Genomic DNA, 18,560 nt, shown 5'->3' with positions numbered 1-18,560 from the left:
CGAGGACCGGCGGGCCTCGCCCCGGCCCGGCAAGGCACGTCACCGCTGGTCAGGGGCCGGATCGGGGCCGCCCGCCGGTCCGCGTCGGGCGCCGGGTCCCCCGGTGGCGGGCCGGGGCGTACGCGGGAAGGGGGCTCGGCTCCATCGGGCGCGCCGCCCTCCTCTCCGGCCACCGGGCGGGCCGGGCGGCGGCCCGGCGCGGGCCCCGGGGTCGGCCGGAACGGGCCCGGGACTGGCGGTTTTCCGGCGGGAACCGCGTCAACGCCCTTGACACCGAGGCCGGTTCCGGCCCCGCACGGCCGCCGGTCCGCAAACTCCTGGCCGAAAGATCCGCGGAGCGCTACGATCACCGCGATGACCACCGAAACCCTTCACAGATCGGGGGTCCCGTCCACGCAAGGTGAGCGCTGATGCTCACTCAGAACGTGTACGGGGATTCCCGCCTTTCCCTGTGGCTGCGCGTGCGCGAGTTCGCCGTGCCGGCCCCCATGATCGAAACCGCCACCACCCGCCGCCGTGCGGGCGACTGGGCGGGCGCCTGCGCCGCCGCGGGCATCGACGTCGACCTGGACCTGCGCCGACTGGCGCGCACCCACGGCCGGGACCTCGCGGCGCGGATCCGTGCGGACCTGCGCCATCTGGCTCCCGACCTGTTGCGCTGGCACCTGCCGCGGATCGCTCCCGACGGGCTGCTGCGTCCCGGGCTGACCCTCACGCTGGCCCGGTACGAGGGCGCGGGGTACGACGGCTCGTGCCCGGTGCACCTCGTGGTGCGGACGCCGCCCGCCTGGGCGGACGCGGGCCAGCGGTTCAGCCTCGCGCTGTACGACCGTTCCCGTCCCGAACCAGGTGAAGTGCGTCATCCGCACCCGCGCCCCGACCGGCGGTTCCGCCTCGACCTGCACCGCCACCTCTGGGACGCGCGCCGCAGCGACGAACTGCGGATCCGCGCCGGAGCGGGCGTTCCGGCGGCCGGTGGTGGCGCCGTCGCGCCTCGGGAGCTGCCGGAGCTGCCGGAGCTGCCGGAGCTGCCAAAGACGGTCCCGGACGGGCACCGCTTCGCCGTCGGCCGGTGGGCGGCCGAGGCCGGGATCCTGCTCCGCGCCGAGGGGCGCACCGCCGGAGCCGTCACCGTACGGCTCGGCACGCGTCGGCACCTGGTCCTCGACCTGGCTCCGGACGGGGACGGCTCCGGGCCGCCCGCGCTCCGGATCACGGCCGTGTCCGGGGACGCGGCGGCCTCCGTGAGCGGGGACCGCGACGCGCGCGTCCTGCCCGTCCTGCCCGACGCGGCGACCCGCGTGCCGCCCGACCTGGAACTGCTGCGCGCCGGACTGATCGAGGCCGGCCGGCTCCACCCCCTGGTCGCCTCCGCCCTGGAACCCGGGTACCGGCCGGCCGGCCCTCGGCGGGACCCGTACCCGCCCGGCGGGCCCCGGCCCGTCGAGTGCCGGGGCGCCCGGCACCGGATCGGCCCGGTCGACGGGGTGCTGACCGCGCTGGACCACGGCCCGGACGAGATCCGGCGCGAGGAACTGCTGGTGGCGCTCGGCGGGACTCCCCTGCCCTGCCTGCGCGCCATCGACGAGGCGCACCGCCGTCCCGACTGCCTCACCGGCGTCCGCGAGCGCCTCGACCACGGGGACACCGCCGGTGCGCTGGCCGTCGTGGAGGGGCTCCTCGGCCCCGACGCGGTGCTGCGGGGCGGCGCCCTGCGGGACGAGCTCCGGGCGGCGGCTCAGCGGCGCCTCGTGTACGGGCTGTTCCGGGCGGGCCTGGCCGGGCCCGGGCCCGGCCGCGTCCCCGAGGGGCGGAGCCGCCCACGCCCCCGTCCCGCGACCGCCCGCTGAGCCCTCCGGCCGACGTCCGCCGTACCCGCCCCGCCCGCCGTCCCCCCGCTTCCGCATGCCCGCCCCGTCTTCTGCGAACCCACAGGTGATCGATATGTCAGCTCTGTCCCCGTACGCCCCCTCCCCCGCCCGCACCGTCCCCCCGGAGCCCGCCCCGCCCGCCCGGCTCGACGTCGCCGGTGACCTGCTGGCCCTACTGCGCGAAACCACCACCGAACCCCGTCCCGACGTCCAGCTGGAGGCACTGACCCTGGCCGTGGCCGCCGACCTGCCCGTGCTGCTGTGGGGTGAGCCGGGGATCGGGAAGACCGCCGCCCTGACCCAGCTCGCCACGGCCCTGGACCTGCCTCTGACCACGGTGATCGCCAGCGTGCACGAGCCGTCCGACTTCTCCGGACTGCCCGTCATCGGCGACGACCCCGCCGTCCAGGGCGTGCCGATGGCGCCGCCGGACTGGGCCGTGCGCCTCGTGCGGGCCGGCCGGGGGCTGCTGTTCCTGGACGAACTGTCCACCGCGCCGCCCGCCGTCCAGGCAGCCCTGCTGCGTCTGGTGCTGGAGCGGAGGATCGGCGCGCTGCAGCTGCCGCCCGGGGTGAGGATCGTGGCCGCCGCCAACCCGAGGGGGTCGGCGGCCGACGGCTGGGAGCTGAGCCCGCCCCTGGCCAACCGGTTCGTCCACCTCCAGTGGACCCACGACCACGAGGTCGTCGTACGCGGTCTCGGCGGGACCTGGCCGCGCGCGACCCTGCCCACGCTGGACCCCGAACTCCTGCCGGAGGCCGTGGCCTTCGCCCGCCGCGCGGTGTGCGGGCTGCTCACCGCCCGGCCCGAGCTGGTCCACCTGCTGCCCCGCGGCGAGGCCCGCCGGGGCGGCCCCTGGCCGTCGCCGCGGAGCTGGGACATGGCCCTGTGCCTGACCGCCTTCGCGACGGCCGCCGGTTCCTCCCGGGAGGTGCTCTCCCTGCTGGTCCGGGGCACCGTGGGAGACGGCCCGGGTCTGGAGCTGCTGGCCTGGCTGGACCGCATGGACCTCCCGGACCCGGAGACGCTGCTCGCGGATCCGGCCGGCGCCGGGCTGCCGGAGCGGGGGGACCTGCGCCAGACCGTGCTCGACGCGGTGGTGGCCGCCGTCCGGGCACGCCCGGAGCGGTCCCGCTGGGACGCGGCGTGGGCACTGCTGGTCCGGGCGCTGGAGACGGGGGCCCCGGACCTGGTGGTGGTGCCCGCGACGGCCCTCGCCGCGCTGCGGCAGGAGGACTGGGACGTGCCACCGGAGATCGAGCGGCTCGCCGGGGTGGTGACCCTGTCCCGGCGCGCCGACCGGGCGGCGGCCCGGGTCGCGGGCCGGGCCGGCGCGGAGGCCGGCGCGTGACCGGGGGCGCCACCGGGGCGCTGGACCTCGACAAGCTGTTCGCGGCCCGGCTGTACGCCGTACGGGCCCGGCCCTACCTGGCGACGGCCCTGTTCGCCCTGCACGTCGTGGAGTCGCCACGGGTGCCGACGATGGCCGTGGACCGGCACTGGCGGTGCTACGCCTCGCCCGGGTTCGTGGAGCGCACCTCGGTGGAGGAGCTCGCCGCGGTGTGGGTGCACGAGGTGTCGCACCTGCTGCGCGACCACCACGGGCGCGGTGACCGGCTCGCGCGGGAGCACGGGCTGACCGGGCCCGGGGACCGGCTGCGGATGAACATCGCCGCGGACTGCGAGATCAACGACGACGCCTTCGGCGACGGGCTGGTGGTGCCCGAAGGGGCCGTCACGCCGGGAACCCTGGGGCTGTCCCCGGGGGAGCTGATGGAGGACTACCTCCGCCGGTTCAGCCTCGGCGCGGGCACCCTGCACCTGAGCTGGCTGGACTGCGGCAGCGGGGCCGACGGGCTGGACCGCGAGTGGGACCTGGGCCCGGACGGGGCGCACGGGCTCAGCGAGCAGGAAAAGGACGCGGTCCGTTTCCGGGTGGCACAGGGTATCGCCGGGCGCCCGGGGAGGGCCTCGCGGGGCTGGCGGCGGTGGGCGGAGGAGGCGTTCCACCCGCCGCAGCGGTGGCGGGAGTTGCTGGGGGCGGCGCTGCGCTCGGCCGTCTCGGGTTCCGGCGCGGGCGAGGACTACTCGTACGGGCGGCCGTCGCGGCGTTCCGCCGGGGTGCCGGGCGCCGTCCTGCCGAGTCTGCGGCGCAGGCCGCCCCGGGTCAGCGTGATCATCGACACCTCCGGCTCGGTGAGCGACGCCGAGCTGGGCAGCGCCCTCCTCGAAGTCACCGCGATCTCCCGGGCCGTCGGCGGACGCCGCGACCTCGTCACCGTGCTGGCGTGCGACACGGCGGCCCGGGTGGCGGACCCGCTGTGCCGTGCCGAGGGGTTCGCGCTGGTGGGCGGCGGGGGCACCGATCTGCGCTCGGGTTTCGCCCGCGCGCTGCGCACGGCCCCCCGGCCGGACGTGATCGTGGTCCTGACCGACGGGCAGACCCCGTGGCCGCAGGACCGGCCCGGGTGCCGGACGGTGGTGGGCCTCTTCCCCCGGGCGGCTTCGTGGAGCGAGGAGGATCCCGACTACGTTCCGGACGCGCCGCCCGCGTGGGCCCGGGTGGTGGAGATCAGGTAGTCCCCCGGTCCGGAAGGGGTCGAGCGGCATGCCGCAGTGAGCAGCGTGCCGGGCGCCGGAGGGGGGTTCAGCCGCGGGCGCAGGCGGGGCACAGCCCCCGGTAGGTGACCTGAGCGCCGGACACGCTGAAGCCGAAGCGTTCGTCCGCCGGCAGCTGGGCCAGCGGGTCGCCGGTGGGGTGGACGTCGCGGATGAGACCGCAGCCGGAGCAGACGAGGTGCTCGTGCGGCCGGTGCGCGTTGGGGTCGTAGCGCTTGGCCCGGCCGTCGGTGGAGACCTCGACGACCTCCCCCAGGGAGACCAGCTCTCCCAGGGCGTTGTAGACGGTCGCCCGGGAGATCTCGGGCAGTCTCTCCACCGCACGGGCGTGCACCTCGTCGGCCGTGAGGTGCACGTGGTCGCCGTCGAGGACCTCCGCGACCACCCGTCGCTGGGACGTCAGGCGCCAGCCGCGCTCTCGCAGGCGTTCCAGCAGGTCACTCATGTCGGCTCACCCGTTCGGGTCGGCCGGATGTCCGGAACGTGGCGACGGTCGTCCGGGATCCGGGAGGACAGGGTCTTGGTGTCCTTCTTGACTTGGATTCCGTCCATCGTAGGATCGGATTCGTAGATAGCCAAGGGACAGGAAGACTCCAGAGCGGCAGGAGATCGGATCCGTGACGGACCACCGCCGAGGAGCCGCACGGCGTCGACCCGCAGGTGCGGGCCGCCCGTTTCCCCTCGCTCGACCGTCCGCGCCGTGGCCCCCGTGACGTCATGGCGGCCGACGGGACCGAGCCCGTTACCGGGGCCCCGCGCCCCGGCCCTTTCACCCGCATGCAGTTTTCGAGCGTTGTGATCCACCAGGTCCGGAAGGATTCCCATGTCTGAGAACCACGATGCAATCGTCACAGAGGCGAAGTCGGAGGGCTCGGGTGGCTGCCCGGTCGCCCACGACCGCGCTCCGCACCCGACGCAGGGCGGCGGCAACCGCCAGTGGTGGCCCGAGCGGCTCAATCTGAAGATCCTCGCCAAGAACCCCGCCGTGGCGAACCCCCTCGGTGAGGAGTTCGACTACGCGGAGGCCTTCGAGGCCCTCGATCTGCCCACCGTCAAGCGGGACATCGCCGAGGTGCTCACGACCTCGCAGGACTGGTGGCCGGCGGACTTCGGCCACTACGGCCCGTTCATGATCCGCATGGCCTGGCACAGCGCGGGCACCTACCGGATCAGCGACGGCCGCGGCGGCGCCGGGGCCGGTCAGCAGCGCTTCGCGCCCCTGAACAGCTGGCCGGACAACGGGAACCTCGACAAGGCCCGCCGCCTGCTGTGGCCGGTCAAGAAGAAGTACGGCCAGAGCCTGTCCTGGGCCGACCTGATGATCCTGACCGGCAACGTCGCCCTGGAGCAGATGGGCTTCGACACCTTCGGCTTCGGCGGCGGCCGCGCCGACGTCTGGGAGCCGGACGAGGACGTGTACTGGGGCCCCGAGACCACCTGGCTCGACGACGAGCGCTACACCGGCGACCGCGAGCTGGAGAACCCCCTCGGCGCGGTCCAGATGGGCCTCATCTACGTCAACCCGGAAGGCCCCAACGGCAACCCGGACCCGCTCGCCGCGGCCCGCGACATCCGTGAGACCTTCCGCCGGATGGCGATGAACGACGAGGAGACGGTCGCCCTGATCGCGGGCGGTCACACCTTCGGCAAGACCCACGGCGCGGGTCCGGCGGAGAGCGTCGGCGACGACCCCGAGGCCGCCCCGATGGAGCAGCAGGGCCTGGGCTGGAAGAACGCGTACGGCACCGGCAAGGGCGCCGACGCGATCACCAGCGGCCTGGAGGGCATCTGGACGAACACCCCGATCACCTGGGACAACAGCTTCTTCGACATTCTGTTCGGTTACGAGTGGGAGCTCTTCAAGAGCCCGGCCGGCGCGAACCAGTGGCGGCCGAAGGGCGGCGCCGGTGCCGGTACCGTGCCGGACGCCCACGACCCGTCGAAGAGCCACGCCCCGACGATGCTGACGACGGACCTCTCGCTGCGGATCGACCCGGCGTACGAGCAGATCTCCCGGCGCTTCCACGAGAACCCGGCGGAGTTCGCCGACGCCTTCGCGCGCGCCTGGTTCAAGCTGACCCACCGTGACATGGGCCCGGTCGTGCGCTACCTCGGCCCCGAGGTCCCCTCCGAGACGCTGCTGTGGCAGGACCCGCTGCCGGCGGTGACGCACGAGCTGGTCGACGCGGCGGACATCGCCGCGCTCAAGCGGCAGGTCCTCGCCTCGGACCTGACGGTGTCCCAGCTCGTCTCGGCCGCGTGGGGCGCGGCGTCCTCGTTCCGCGGCAGCGACAAGCGCGGCGGCGCCAACGGCGGACGGGTGCGTCTCCAGCCGCAGAGCGGCTGGGAGGTCAACGAGCCCGACCGGCTGGCGACGGTGCTGCGCGTCCTGGAGGGCATCCGGACGTCGTTCAACTCCGCCCAGGGCGGCGGCAAGCAGATCTCGCTCGCCGACCTGATCGTGCTGGCCGGCGCCGCGGCCGTGGAGCAGGGCGCCAAGGACGCCGGCTTCGACGTGGTGGTCCCCTTCACGCCGGGCCGCGCGGACGCCACCCAGGAGCAGACCGACGTGGAGTCGTTCTCCGCGCTGGATCCGGTGGCCGACGGGTTCCGCAACTACCTCGGCAAGGGCAACCGCCTGCCGGCCGAGTACCTGCTGCTCGACCGGGCGAACCTGCTGAACCTGAGCGCGCCGGAACTGACGGTCCTCGTCGGCGGCCTGCGCGTGCTGGGCGCGAACCACCAGCAGTCCGCTCACGGGGTGTTCACCAAGACCCCGGGGTCCCTGACCAACGACTTCTTCGTCAACCTGCTCGACCTGGGCACGACGTGGACGGCGACGTCGGCGGACCAGAGCACCTTCGAGGGCCGCGACGCCTCCACGGGCGCGGTCAAGTGGACCGGCACCCGCGCCGACCTGGTCTTCGGGTCGAACTCGGAACTGCGCGCCGTCGCCGAGGTGTACGCGAGCGACGACGCGAAGGCGAAGTTCGTCAAGGACTTCGTCTCCGCGTGGGACAAGGTCATGAACCTGGACCGGTTCGACCTGGTCTGAGTCCGAGGTCCGGGCCGGCCCGCCGAGGGCCGGCCCGGACGTCGGCCCGGACGCCTCACCGCCGTGGTCACACGGCGGTGAGGGGGGCCGCGCCGAAGGAGACGTCGAAGCGGTCGCACCAGATGGTGACGCTGGTGTACTCGGCGGGGTCCACGCCGGCGGGGATCGCGTAGTTCTGGTCGCCCTTGTTGCCCTTGAGCCCGCCCAGGCTCAGGTGCTTCCCGTCGTCGAACACGCGCCAGCCCGCCGTGCCCTCCTTCACCGGCGCGTCCGTGATCCAGACCCGCAGGTCGGGGCCGCTGCTCGTGTCCAGGCCCTCCAGGCGCAGGGTGTGGCTGCCGTCGGGGAGGCGGATGATCCTGGCGGTGCCCGTGGTGGTGTGCTCGTGGCTGATCAGCGTGCCCCGGGCGACCGTACGGGGTTCCGCGGGAGCGGTCCGCGAGGCGGCCGGGGAGGATCCGGCGGCCGGAAGGGCCTCGCGGACGGTGTCGTCCTGCCACAGCTTCCACGGCTGGAACCAGTAGAGGCCCACCCCCAGCACCGCCGTCACCGCGATCAGTACCGCGACGACCGCTCCCCGGCGCCGATTCTTCGTGGCCACCGCACTCCGCCTTCCCTCGATCTTCCGTCTCCCCGCCATTCAACGGCGCCGCCGTCCCCGGGGACAGGGGCGCCGCGATGACGGAAGTCTTACGGAGGCCGGCGGGGATCCGGGGCGGGCCTTCGCCGGGCGGGCTCAGCCCGCGTCGGCGGCCGGTGTGGCGAGGTAGGCCCAGGCCTTCGTGCCCGAGCTCAGGACGACCTCGGTCCGGGCGTAGTCGTCGACCTCGTAGTCGTCCGCCGAGGCGAGTTCCTCATCGGTGATCGAGAACACGGTGCCGTCGACGGCGTCCGTCGACGCGTCCGAGGCGACGACGAGGGGGTGCCGGTCGGAGCCGCTGGCCGCTATGACCTCGGGGTCCGTGATGGTGATGTAGGTGGTCCGGTACCCGGGCAGCGCGTCCGGGCGGCCGTCGAGCGGCCTCCCGAACCGGGCCAGCTGGACGTCCCGGGACTGCAGGGTCCCGTACGAGAACAGCAGGTGGGTGGTGGGAGCGGTCATGCGGACAACCTCCTGGGGTCTTCGCCGGTACGGCCGCCCCAACCTATCCGAGCCATTCAACTCCACGATCACAGGCTGTCGTTGAAGGCTCCCGGTGACCCGCGGCGTGTACGTCGGCGCCATCACCGTCCTGCCCCCGCTGCCCGGCTACGGCCTCACCCGCGCGGTGCGCGCCGTACGGGGCGCACCGCGCCGCCGCAGGCGGGCCCGACCGGCCCCCGCCGCGGGCCGGACCTCGGGAATTCACCCGTTCGGCCGCGCTCCGGTGTCCCCCTCCCGGGCGCCACCGAACGATGGGACTGCCTGCCGGAAGCGGCGTCCCTCGGTTCAAGGAGTATTCCGTGTCCCAACAGAGCACCACCCCAAGGTCTCCCCAGCCCCACAGCGCCAGCGGTGCCTGGGCCGCCGGCGGCACGATGTTCGCCGCCGTCCTGCTCCTGGTGGACGGCGTCCTCAGCGTGATCAAGGGCATCTCCGGAATCGCGCAGGACGAGGTCTACGCGCGGCTGGGTTCCTACGTGTTCAAGTTCAACGTCCAGGCGTGGGGCTGGATCCACCTGCTGCTCGGCGTCGTGCTGCTCATCGTCGGCGCCGGTCTCCTCAAGGGCGCGGGCTGGGCCCGGGTCATGGGTGTGGCGCTGGCCTCCATCAACGTGATCTTCGACTTCATGTGGCTGCCCTACACGCCACTGTGGGCGCTCGTCTCGATCGCCATCTCCCTCTTCATCATCTGGGCCCTGTGCACGGACAGCAGCCGCACGAGCACCCCTACCGCCTGACAGCACTCCGCCGTACCGCCCGTACGGGCCCCGCCACGCCGGGGCCCGTACGCGTGCGCCCCGTGCGGGGTCCGGGGCATGGAAGGCCCCTCGAACGGGGACGATCCGGTGCGTGTCACGACATGCACCGTCCGGGGGGAGAAGATTGCACCGGCCACGGCGGGGACGCGGAGTTCGTCAACGGTTCGCCCATGGGGCCCGTGCCGCACACCGGCCGGCCTTCCGGGCCGGGGAGACCGGTGCACGAACGTTTCCGGCAGCTTTGGTACGTCGTTGGGGGAGTGTCCATGAACGGACTGGGCCGGCGCGTCTTCCTGACCGCGGCGGGGGCCGTCGGCGTGCGCGCCGTCACGGGTACCGCCGCCGCGGCCACCCGGACGGCGCTCGACGCCGTCAGCGGAGCCGGGTACGTGGACGTGCAACTGCTGAACATCACCGATCTGCACGGCTACTTGAGCGCCGCGCCCGCCCGGGACTCGGTGATCACCGGGGCGGGCGGGCAGAGGTACACGGTGGGCGGGGTCGCCTACATGGCCACGCATCTGCGGCGGCTGAGGGCCGGACGCGCCAACTCCTTCTTCTTCGCACCGGGTGACCTCTTCTCGGGCTGGGAGTTCCCCGCGTTCGCCCTGTCCGACGAGCCGACCATCGAGGCGCTCAACCTGATGGGGCTCGACTTCGCGACGGCCGGCAACCACGAGTTCGACCGCACCCCCGGGTTCCTCGTCCGGCACATGGAGCAGGGCCTCCCGTACGAGGGCGAGGGGCGCACGAACACGTTGCCGGACTCGCGCGGCAGGCGCTTCCACGGCGCCGACTTCCGCTACTACAGCGCCAACGCCGTCGCTGGTCCGGGCGGGGCGGGCGTGCTCCCTCCGTACCACGTCGAGTGGGTGAACGCCCCCGGCGGACGGCAGTTGCCCCTCGGCTTCATCCACCTCACCGCCCTGGGCACGGAGCGGTTCTCCAACTCCTTCCAGCCGGGCCTGACCACGCTCGACGAGGTGTCCGCCGCGAACCGTTGCGCCGCCGAGCTCAAGGCCCGCGGGGTCAACGCGATCGTGCTCAGCATGCACGACGGCGCCGTGGCCGGCTCCGCCTTCGACTCGGGCAGCGACCCGAGCGGGCCGGCGTACGACCTGGCGCTGCGGGTGTCCGCGGACATCGACGCGATCGTGACGGGGCACTGGCACTGCGCCTTCACGATGATGCTTCCCGATCCCTCCGGACGGCTGCGGCCGTTCGTCGAGGCGGGCTGTCACGGCCAGATCGTCAACGAGATCACCCTGCGCCTCGATCCCGTGACCGGTGCGGTCGTCCGGGAGCTGACCACGTCGACCAACCACCCCAACACCCATGACGTCGAGCCCGATCCGGAGATGCGCGAGGTGGTCGACTACTGGCAGGGGTACGCCACCCGGTACGCGGGCGCGACGATCGGCCGGCAGCGGGCCTCGTTCCGCCGCGCCCTGTCACCGGCCGGGGAGAGCACGATGGGCAACCTGGTGGCGGACTGGGCGCTGTGGGCCTCGGCGCAGCCGGCGGACTCCTTCGACACCAGCCCGCGTCCCGAAGGGGGCGCCGCGGACCTGGCGTTGATCGCGCTGGCCCCGCGGACCGGGCGGAGCCTCATCAACACGGATCTGCTCCTCGGGTCCGCCACGGAGGATCCCGTCACCTTCGAGCGGGCCTGGCGGGCGGTCGGGTACGGCAGTCCCCTGGTCACGGCGTCGGTCACCGGACGGCAGCTCCACGACGCCCTGGAGCAGCAGTGGGCAACGGACGCGCAGGGCCGGCTGACGTACGCGCCGCTCGCGGTCTCCGCGAACGTGCGGTACTCCTTCGACGCCTCGGGGCCGGCCGGTGACCGGGTGGCGCCCGCCGACGTGCTCATCGGGGGCTCCGCGCTGCGCCTGGACGGCACGTACCGGGTGGTGACGTCCTCGTACACGCTGACCGGGCAGGACGGGTACCCGGCGCTCGGCGGGTTCCGGGATCCGGCCAGGCACCGGCGGGACACGGACAGCTTCGTCGCGTACGTCGCCGCGCTCGGCACCCTGCGGGCGGTGCCGACCGGCCGGGTCTCGGCGAAGGGCGGCGCGCTGGCGGCCGGCCGGCCGGGCCGGCTGGTCCCGCTGGGGGAACCGGTGCCGTCGGTGCCGGCTCCCGTGGCGGCCGCCGAGGCCGCCGCGGGCTCCACCGGGGGCCGCCCGGTCTGCTGAGCGCTTCGTAAGGCACGGGTTAGGGGCACGTTATGTGCCGTTCCGAGGATGGACGGCATGGAACCCATCGTGAGTCGGACCGACCCAGCCGCCTCCGGCACCGCCGTTGTCCGGGACGTTCCGATCGCCGTGGTCGGACTCTCCTGCCGCCTGCCCGAGGCATCCCACCCCGAGGCGTTCCGGGCGAACTTCGTGCTCTGCGGGCTCGCCGGGAAGTGACCGCCGCGGGCGCGGGGGCCGACGGTGCGCCGTCGGCCCCCGCATCCGTACCACCACTGGTGGTTCGGTCCGTACCGCACCGCAGGCTTTCCCCGATTCGTTGACCCCTTCGACGGCCGCTGGCTAGGTTGGAAATGTGCCCGGACGGCACGAATGGGCGGTTCGGCTCGCCGAAGAGATCGGAGCAGCGGTGCGATACAGGATTCTCGGGAAACTTCATGTCGTGAACGAGGGCAAGCGGTTATATCTTTCGGCCCGCAAAAAGGAGATCGTACTCGCCGCCCTTTTGACCCGGGCGAATCACGTGGTATCGCTCGACGAGTTGATTTCCGAGATCTGGGGCCAGGAATCACCTCTGCGGGCCACCACCGCGATCCATGTCCGGATCTGCGAGCTGCGGAAGTTCCTGAGGTCCTGCGGAATCGCGGAGAGCCCGATCGTCACCCGCTCGCCCGGCTACTTCATCCGCGTCGAGCCGGGGGAGCTCGATGTGGAGAGGTTCGGTCAACTGGCTGCTCAGGGCCGTTCGGCGGCGCGGGCGGGGCAGCACGAAGAGGCGGTCGAGCAGTTGCGCGCCGCGCTGGAACTGACCCAGGACACACCCCTGGGAGGCCTGCGGAGCGGCCCGATCATCAATGGCTTCGCGACCTGGCTCGACGAAACCATCCTGGATTGCACGGAATTACTGATGGAGTCGGAACTGGCCCTGGGCGGACACCGGGAAACGGTCAGCAGGCTCTATGCACTCTTCGGTCGGCACCCTTTGCACGAGGCGTTCCACCGGCAGCTCATGCTGGCGCTCTACCGCTGCGACCGGCGGGCTGACGCCCTGCACGTCTACCGGACCGCCCGCGATGTCCTGAAGGAAGAACTCGGACTCGATCCCTGCCTCGCGACCCGCCGGATCCACCACGCCATTCTCGCCGCGGACAATCCCCGTCTCGCGCGCATATCGGCGTAGGCCGGCCCGGTCCGCCCGGTTCGTCAGCGCGTTTCGAGGGCCGCCAGCGCCTCCGGTAGTTCGGACCGGCCGGAAACCGTCAGCTTGCGGTAGACGACCGTGAGGTGCTTCTCCACCGCGCGGCGCGTCACGCCCAGTTCATCGGCGATGTCACGGTTCGACAGTCCGCGCGCGGCCAGCCCGGCGACCTTCAGCTGGATCCGGGTCGGGGCCGCCGCCCGGTCGGCCGCGGGGCCTCCCGGCAGGTTCCGGGCGCGGGCCGCGAGGTCCGGCAGGCCGCACGCCGAAGCGAGGGCGCCGCCCTCCCGCAGCAGGCTCCTCGCCCGGGGGTCCCCCTCGGCCGCCGCCCGTACGCCGAGCTGCACGAGGGCCCTGGCCAGCTCCAGGCGGTGGTGCGAGCCGCGCAGCACCGCCACGGCCTCCCGCAGCAGCTCCGTCCCCCGTTCTCCTTCCGTCAGCACGCCCCGCACGCGCAGCGCCCTGCCGAGGACGGCCGGGGCGCCCCAGGCCCGCGCCCGCTCGTACTCCTCGCGCATCAGCTCCCCGGCCGCCTCCACCTCGCCGAGGCGGCGGTGGGCCAGGGCCGCCCAGGGGCGCCAGGGGCCGAGGGCGGGGTTGTGCCAGCCGGCCCGTTCCAGCCGTCTGCCGCAGGCCAGGAAGTGGTCCAGCGCGGTGGCCTCGTCGCGCCGGTGGTAGGCGCGGACGCCCTGGATCAGCTGGTGGGTCACGTTGCGGTACACCCCGGCGGTGTCCGCGGAGCCGGGGGCCGCCGCCCGGGCCAGGAGCCGGTCGGCCGCGTGCGGGTCCCCGGTCTCGATGGCGACGAGCGCCAGCGCGACGTCCGCCGCCGCGTCGGCCCCCCACCGCTGTCCGGCGGTCTCGTGGGCCCGTAGCGCCAGGGCTTCGGCCCGCACCGCGTCCCCGGACCACAGCAGGGTCACGGCGAGTTCGCTGCCGGCCAGCACCTCTGCCACCGGGGCCCGCCGGCGTACCGCGCGGGCCAGGAGGGTCTCCAGCCATCCGGGCAGGTCGGCCGGTTCGTCCGCCGCGAGCAGCGTGACCGCCAGCAGCGGCAGGGCCGTGTACGGCAGCTCGGGCACGGCCGGGGTGCGCTCCAGGATCCGCCGGGCGAGCCGCACGGCGTCGCCGCGCTCGATCCGCCCGGCCGCCACCGCGTCGTGCAGCAGTACGGTGGCGAGTTCGCGGGCGGCTCCGGTGTCGAGGGCGGGCTCCGGGCCCAGCCCGCGCAGCCGCTCCACCGACCGGGCGAGCCGTCCGGGCGTGGTGGGCTCCGTGCAGCGGACCCTGGCCTCCAGGCGCAGCGCCACCTCGGGGCGGGCTGCGTCCCGCTCGCCGCCGGGGGCGTGGGCGGCCGACTCCCGCCGGATCAGGTCGGCGGTGTGCGGCGGCGCGGTGTCGAAGAGGGGCGGCGGGATGCGCAGGAGGGCCGCGGCCCGCTGCGCGGCCGAGGGCAGCAGGGGCACCGCCTGGGAGATGTGCCGGGTGGCCATCCGGGGGTCGAGGTTGCGCTCGACTCCGGCCAGGTCGACCAGGACCGCGGCGCGGTCCTCGCCGTCGGTGGACGCGTCCCGCAGGGCCCGTCGCAGGTAACCGACGGCCTCCTCGGGCGCACCGCGGTCGAGCGCGGCGTCGGCCGCGGCGCGCAGCACCGTCACCGCCCGGGCGCCGTCGGGCGGGGTGGCCGGTGGTGTGACCATGAGGCGGGCCGCGACCTGTTCGGCCGGGTGCCCGCTCCGGTGGAGCAGTGCCGCCGCGCGGCCGGTGAGCCGTTGGAGCTCCTCGGCGGGGATGGTCTCCTCGGCAGCGTCCCGGACCACCGGGTGGACGAAGGCCGACGCCGTCCGGCCGGGGCAGGGGGTGAGCAGGCCCAGGCGTCGCAGCGCCCGTTCCGCGGTGCGGCAGTCCACGGCGTCCAGCTCCGCCAGTGCGCCGGTCAGCCCCGGTTCCGCCTGGTCCCCGAGGACGGCCATGGCCCGCGCGAACCCGATGACGGGGGAGGGCAGTTGTTCCAGGCGCAGGGCGAGGCGTTCGCGCAGGACGGAGGGCCGCAGGCGCAGCGCCGCCGAGGCGTCCGTGCCGAAGGGCCGCAGTCCCGCGTGCCGCATGCTGTCGCCGACGGACACCGCGAGCATCGGGTTGCCCGCGAAGGCCCGGTGGCAGGCCTGGCCGAACGCGTCGTGCACCGGGACGCCGAGGCGGCTCTCCACGACGGCGCGGATGGCGGTCGGCGACAGCGGTCGCAGTCGCAGCGTGCGTCCGCCGCCCGCGAGGAGCTCGCGCACCGTGGGCCGCTCGGCGCCGGGATCGCCGTCGGCGACGGTCACGACGAGGGTCACCGGCCGGGCGGTGGGCCGTTTGGCGAGGTAGGCCAGCCAGCGCAGGGAGTCCTCGTCCGCCCATTGCAGGTCGTCCACCATGACCGCCAACGGCTGGTCGGCGGCGATGCGTTCGGCCAGCGCGCGCAGGTCCCGCAGGAGGTGGGGGTACGTCTGCGGGGCCGGTGCGGGACTTGCGCCCGCGACGACGGCCCAGGCGGCGGCCCCGCCCCCGTCGAGCCACCGGTCGCGGACCGGGGGCCGGGCTCCGGCGAGCACGGGCTCCAGGATCTGGCGCACCACGCCGAAGGCGAAATCCCGTTCGGACGGGGCCGCGTCGGCCCGCAGGACCCTGGTCCGCTCCCGCCCCGCCAGGGGTGCGAGGTGGTCGAGCAGCTCCGTCTTGCCCGCGCCGAGGGCGCCGGTGACGACGACGGGTGCGCCGGCGCCGGCCGCGGGATCCTTGGCGGTGCGCAGGGCCTCGGCCACCGCGCGCAGCTCGGCGTCGCGTTCGAGGAGCATCCGGCTCAGTCCTTGTCGGGGAGGGGACGGGAGAGGTCCGCGCGGCCGGAGAGGCCGAGCTTGCGGTAGACACGGCTGAGGTGCATCTCCACCATGCGCCGGGACACCCCGAGGCGGAGCGCGATCGCCCCGTTGGTCATGCCCTCGCGGACCAGCCCGGCGGCACGCGTCTCGGCCGCGGTCAGTTCCTCGCGGACCGGCTCTGCGCCGTGCACCGCCGGGAAGGGGCCCGGGAAGGGGCCCGGGGTCCGGCCCTCGGCTCCGGATGGTGTGGTCGGGGTGCCGTGCACGCCGGTCAGTGCCCGGACGTGCCGTGCCCGGCGGGGCGCGGCCCACTCGGCGGGGGTGTCCCCGCGGAGCATCAGCCGCGCCGCCTCGCCCCGGGCCGCGCGGGCCCGTTCGCCCTCGGTCACCCGGCCCACGGCGAGCAGGGCCGTACCGATGGCGCTCGCGCTCCCCCACGCCCGCGCCGCCTCGAGTTCCCCGGCGGCGAGGCGGGTGGCCCCGGCCCGGTCGCCGCGGCCCAGGCGGGCCAGGGCTGCGGCCGAACGCCACGGTACGAAGGAAGGGTTGGTCCAGCCCCGGGCCAGCAGCCCGCGTCCGCATTCCAGCAGGTCCGACAGGGCGGCCTCGTGGTCGCCTGTGCGCAGGCCCAGGCGGCCCCTGGCATAGAGGAACGTCGGCCACCACATGCCGCTCACCGCCCGTACGGGCACCTCCGCCGTCGCGGCCCGGCCCGCCTCGTCCACCTCGTCGCGCTCCAGGTGCAGCAGGATCCGCAGGGCGGCGGTCAGCGGCACGGACTTCACGGATCCGGAGCCTTGGGACGCCGCCCGTTCGACCTCCGCCAGGTCCTGTTCCGCCTCCTGGAGCCAGCCCCGCCGCAGGGCCACCGTCGCGCGTACGGCCAGGGTCGCCGCGAGGGCGCTCCGCGTCCCCAGCGCGCGGGCCTGCGCGACGATCGGGTCGAGGGCGGCGGCGGCGTCCTCGTGGGAGTCCGCCAGTGCCAGCGCGTAGCAGGCCGCCAGCCGTGTGGTGAACAGCCGCGGGTGCCCCGGCGCGGGGCGCAGCGCGGCTTCGGCCAGGGCGCGCACGAGGGCGGGCGGCAGCGACCCGGCGAGGGCGCCGCGCAGGGCCGCCACGCCCTCCTGCGCGGGTCCCCGGGGCGGTACGGGCAGGGGCGGGACGCGGGCGGCGATGTCCGCGCTCTCCTCCGTGGACGCGGCGTCCTCGATCAGCCAGTGCAGGGCGAGGAGCGCGTCGTGCTCCGCCTCACGGGTGTCCGGGTGCGCCAGGGTCCGGGGAAGGGCCGCGCCGCGGCGCACCGTCGTCCCGTGTCCGCAGGTGGCGAGGAGGTCCGCGGCGCGCAGCCGGTCCACGGCCGGGACGTGGTCGTCGGGGCTGTTGAGCAGCCGCCACCCCGCGCGTTCGTCGCGGTCGGGGTCGTCGTCGGAGGCACCCGTGCCGACGGGTGCGCACACGCCGGCGGGCGGGGCGGGGCGGTGGGCCGGTACGGCGGCGCGGGGGGCGAGTACGGCGGCTCGCGCGTGCAGGGCCGCGCGGTCCGGCCCGGTCATGCCGGCGAGGGCCGCTTCGGCCACGCCCGGTGGTGTGCGCGGGGTGTCGGCTCCCTCGGCCAGGCCCGCGTCGGCCAGCAGGCTCAGTGCGCGGGACACCGGCACGGTGCGCAGTCCGGCCAGTTCGCCCAGCGCGGCGGGGCCGAGGTGCGGCCCGCCGGCGGCGATCGCGCGCAGGAGGGAGACGTGCTCGGCGGACAGGCCGTCGATCAGCCGTGCGGTGCGCTCGCCCACGGACTCGGCCGCGCGCCACGGCAGTTCGGCCGCCGTGTGTGCGCTCGGCTCCAGCCCGTCCGCGCCGATCCCGTCCACCACGGCGCGCAGCACGGCGGGGTTGCCCGCGCAGGCTTCGGCCGCGGCCGAGGCGAAGGCCGGATCCACGGGCCCGTCGAAGGCGGCGGCCAGCATCGCGGCCACGCCGGGCGGGGTCAGCGGCCGCAGTACGACGCGGGCGGTGGCGGGGGCGCCGTCCGCGCGGCCGTCCGTGCCCGGCCGGGTGGCGGGGACGGCGCCCCGGGTCCCGGCGACGACGATCGTCAGGGGCGCGCCGCGGGCCCGCCTGAGCAGGGCTTCGAGCCAGCGCCGCGAGTGCGCGTCCGCCCACTGCGCGTCGTCGACGGCGAGCAGCAGCGGCCGTTCGCGGGCCGCGGTGAGGAAGAGCTCGCACAATGCGGGCAGGGGCAGGGCGGCGGGGTCCGGGGCGTCGGGCGTGTCCCGCCCGGCGAGGAGCTGGGTGACGATGCCGAGGGGCAGGGCCGACTCCGTCGGGGAGCCGGCGGCGTACGCGACGGCGCATCCGGCGGCCCGCGCCCGCGCCGCGGCGTACCGCAGGAGCGCGCTGCGGCCGGTGCCGGGTGCTCCCTCGACGGTGATGACGCGGGAGCGTCCGGCCGGCAGGTCCGCCACGGCCGCGCGCAGGAGCTCCAGTTCGCCGTCCCGCTCGACGAGGGCGTCGGGGGCCCGGTGCTCGCCCGCGATCACCGGGTGCCCGTCCGCGGGCCGGGCGCGGACGGGGCGGGGGTGAGGGCGAGGGCGCGGAGCGCGTCGGGGAGGTCGGCCCGGCCGGCCAGCCCGAGCTTGCGGTAGACCGAGGTGAGGTGCATCTCCACGGTGCGCCGGGCGATGAACAGGGTTTCGGCGATGTCCTGGTTGGTGGCGCCCCGCGCCGCCGCGTGCGCGACCTGCCGCTCGGTGCCGCTCAGCGGGCAGGGCCGGACCGGCGTCGCCGCGCCGGAACGGGGACCGGGGCCGGGCCCGGTCAGGCCCGCCGCGGCCAGCGCCGCCCGGACCTCGGCGG

General features: G+C 75.1%; 14 protein-coding genes. 8 read left to right on the top strand and 6 right to left on the bottom strand.

Annotation, left to right across the window (positions count from 1 at the left end):
- Positions 1–410: 410 nt before the first annotated feature.
- The 3 genes from ACEPPI_RS35070 to ACEPPI_RS35060 all read left to right on the top strand — a co-directional run bounded on the left by ACEPPI_RS35070 (position 411) and on the right by ACEPPI_RS35060 (position 4,451).
- Complete coding sequence (locus ACEPPI_RS35070; RefSeq protein ID WP_373919303.1) at positions 411–1,850, top strand: hypothetical protein; 1,440 nt, start codon at positions 411–413, stop codon at positions 1,848–1,850.
- A gap of 94 nt (positions 1,851–1,944) precedes the next feature.
- The gene (locus ACEPPI_RS35065) at positions 1,945–3,222 is read left to right on the top strand and encodes an AAA family ATPase (RefSeq protein ID WP_373919302.1); all 1,278 of its coding nucleotides are present in this window, start codon (positions 1,945–1,947) and stop codon (positions 3,220–3,222) included.
- Positions 3,219–4,451, top strand: coding sequence for a VWA-like domain-containing protein (locus ACEPPI_RS35060; protein ID WP_373919301.1), 1,233 nt, complete (start codon positions 3,219–3,221; stop codon positions 4,449–4,451). The genes ACEPPI_RS35065 and ACEPPI_RS35060 overlap by 4 nt, the downstream gene beginning before the upstream one ends.
- A gap of 67 nt (positions 4,452–4,518) precedes the next feature.
- Here the strand turns inward: ACEPPI_RS35060 and ACEPPI_RS35055 are convergent, their stop codons facing one another.
- Entirely contained in the window at positions 4,519–4,935 is a 417-nt protein-coding gene (locus ACEPPI_RS35055; RefSeq protein WP_373919300.1) for a Fur family transcriptional regulator, read from the bottom strand.
- Positions 4,936–5,313: 378 nt separating this feature from the next.
- On the opposite strand from ACEPPI_RS35055, the gene katG reads away from it, so the two are divergent.
- Positions 5,314–7,545, top strand: coding sequence for a catalase/peroxidase HPI (gene katG, locus ACEPPI_RS35050; protein WP_373919299.1), 2,232 nt, complete (start codon positions 5,314–5,316; stop codon positions 7,543–7,545).
- A gap of 67 nt (positions 7,546–7,612) precedes the next feature.
- Here the strand turns inward: katG and ACEPPI_RS35045 are convergent, their stop codons facing one another.
- Entirely contained in the window at positions 7,613–8,185 is a 573-nt protein-coding gene (locus ACEPPI_RS35045) for a DM13 domain-containing protein (RefSeq protein ID WP_373919298.1), read from the bottom strand.
- A gap of 96 nt (positions 8,186–8,281) precedes the next feature.
- Entirely contained in the window at positions 8,282–8,647 is a 366-nt protein-coding gene (locus tag ACEPPI_RS35040) for a gamma-glutamylcyclotransferase family protein (RefSeq protein ID WP_373919297.1), read from the bottom strand.
- 341 nt (positions 8,648–8,988) lie between these two features.
- Here ACEPPI_RS35040 and ACEPPI_RS35035 point away from each other — a divergent pair, with 341 nt between their 5' ends.
- The 4 genes from ACEPPI_RS35035 to ACEPPI_RS35020 all read left to right on the top strand — a co-directional run bounded on the left by ACEPPI_RS35035 (position 8,989) and on the right by ACEPPI_RS35020 (position 12,828).
- Positions 8,989–9,426 carry a hypothetical protein gene (locus tag ACEPPI_RS35035; protein ID WP_373919296.1) on the top strand — a complete coding sequence of 146 codons (438 nt, stop codon included), beginning with the start codon at positions 8,989–8,991 and terminating at the stop codon, positions 9,424–9,426.
- Between the two features lie 287 nt (positions 9,427–9,713).
- The gene (locus ACEPPI_RS35030) at positions 9,714–11,648 is read left to right on the top strand and encodes a bifunctional UDP-sugar hydrolase/5'-nucleotidase (protein ID WP_373919295.1); all 1,935 of its coding nucleotides are present in this window, start codon (positions 9,714–9,716) and stop codon (positions 11,646–11,648) included.
- A gap of 57 nt (positions 11,649–11,705) precedes the next feature.
- The gene (locus ACEPPI_RS35025; protein ID WP_373919294.1) at positions 11,706–11,867 is read left to right on the top strand and encodes a hypothetical protein; all 162 of its coding nucleotides are present in this window, start codon (positions 11,706–11,708) and stop codon (positions 11,865–11,867) included.
- Positions 11,868–12,090: 223 nt separating this feature from the next.
- Positions 12,091–12,828 carry a BTAD domain-containing putative transcriptional regulator gene (locus tag ACEPPI_RS35020; RefSeq protein ID WP_373919293.1) on the top strand — a complete coding sequence of 246 codons (738 nt, stop codon included), beginning with the start codon at positions 12,091–12,093 and terminating at the stop codon, positions 12,826–12,828.
- Positions 12,829–12,851: 23 nt separating this feature from the next.
- Here ACEPPI_RS35020 and ACEPPI_RS35015 read toward each other — a convergent pair whose 3' ends face one another.
- From ACEPPI_RS35015 to ACEPPI_RS35005, 3 genes are all read right to left on the bottom strand, one after another.
- Positions 12,852–15,686 (bottom strand): AAA family ATPase, encoded by a 2,835-nt coding sequence (locus ACEPPI_RS35015; protein WP_373919292.1) that lies wholly within the window; start codon positions 15,684–15,686, stop codon positions 12,852–12,854.
- A 5-nt stretch (positions 15,687–15,691) separates the two neighbouring features.
- Positions 15,692–18,244, bottom strand: coding sequence for an AAA family ATPase (locus tag ACEPPI_RS35010; RefSeq protein WP_373919291.1), 2,553 nt, complete (start codon positions 18,242–18,244; stop codon positions 15,692–15,694).
- Positions 18,241–18,560 (bottom strand): helix-turn-helix transcriptional regulator (locus tag ACEPPI_RS35005; protein ID WP_373919290.1); only part of this gene is annotated, 320 nt, incomplete at its 5' end. The genes ACEPPI_RS35005 and ACEPPI_RS35010, both read right to left, overlap by 4 nt.

The organism is Streptomyces sp. AB3(2024), assembly GCF_041862025.1.
Lineage (GTDB): Bacteria > Actinomycetota > Actinomycetes > Streptomycetales > Streptomycetaceae > Streptomyces.
This window is presented reverse-complemented; position numbering and strand designations above follow the sequence as displayed.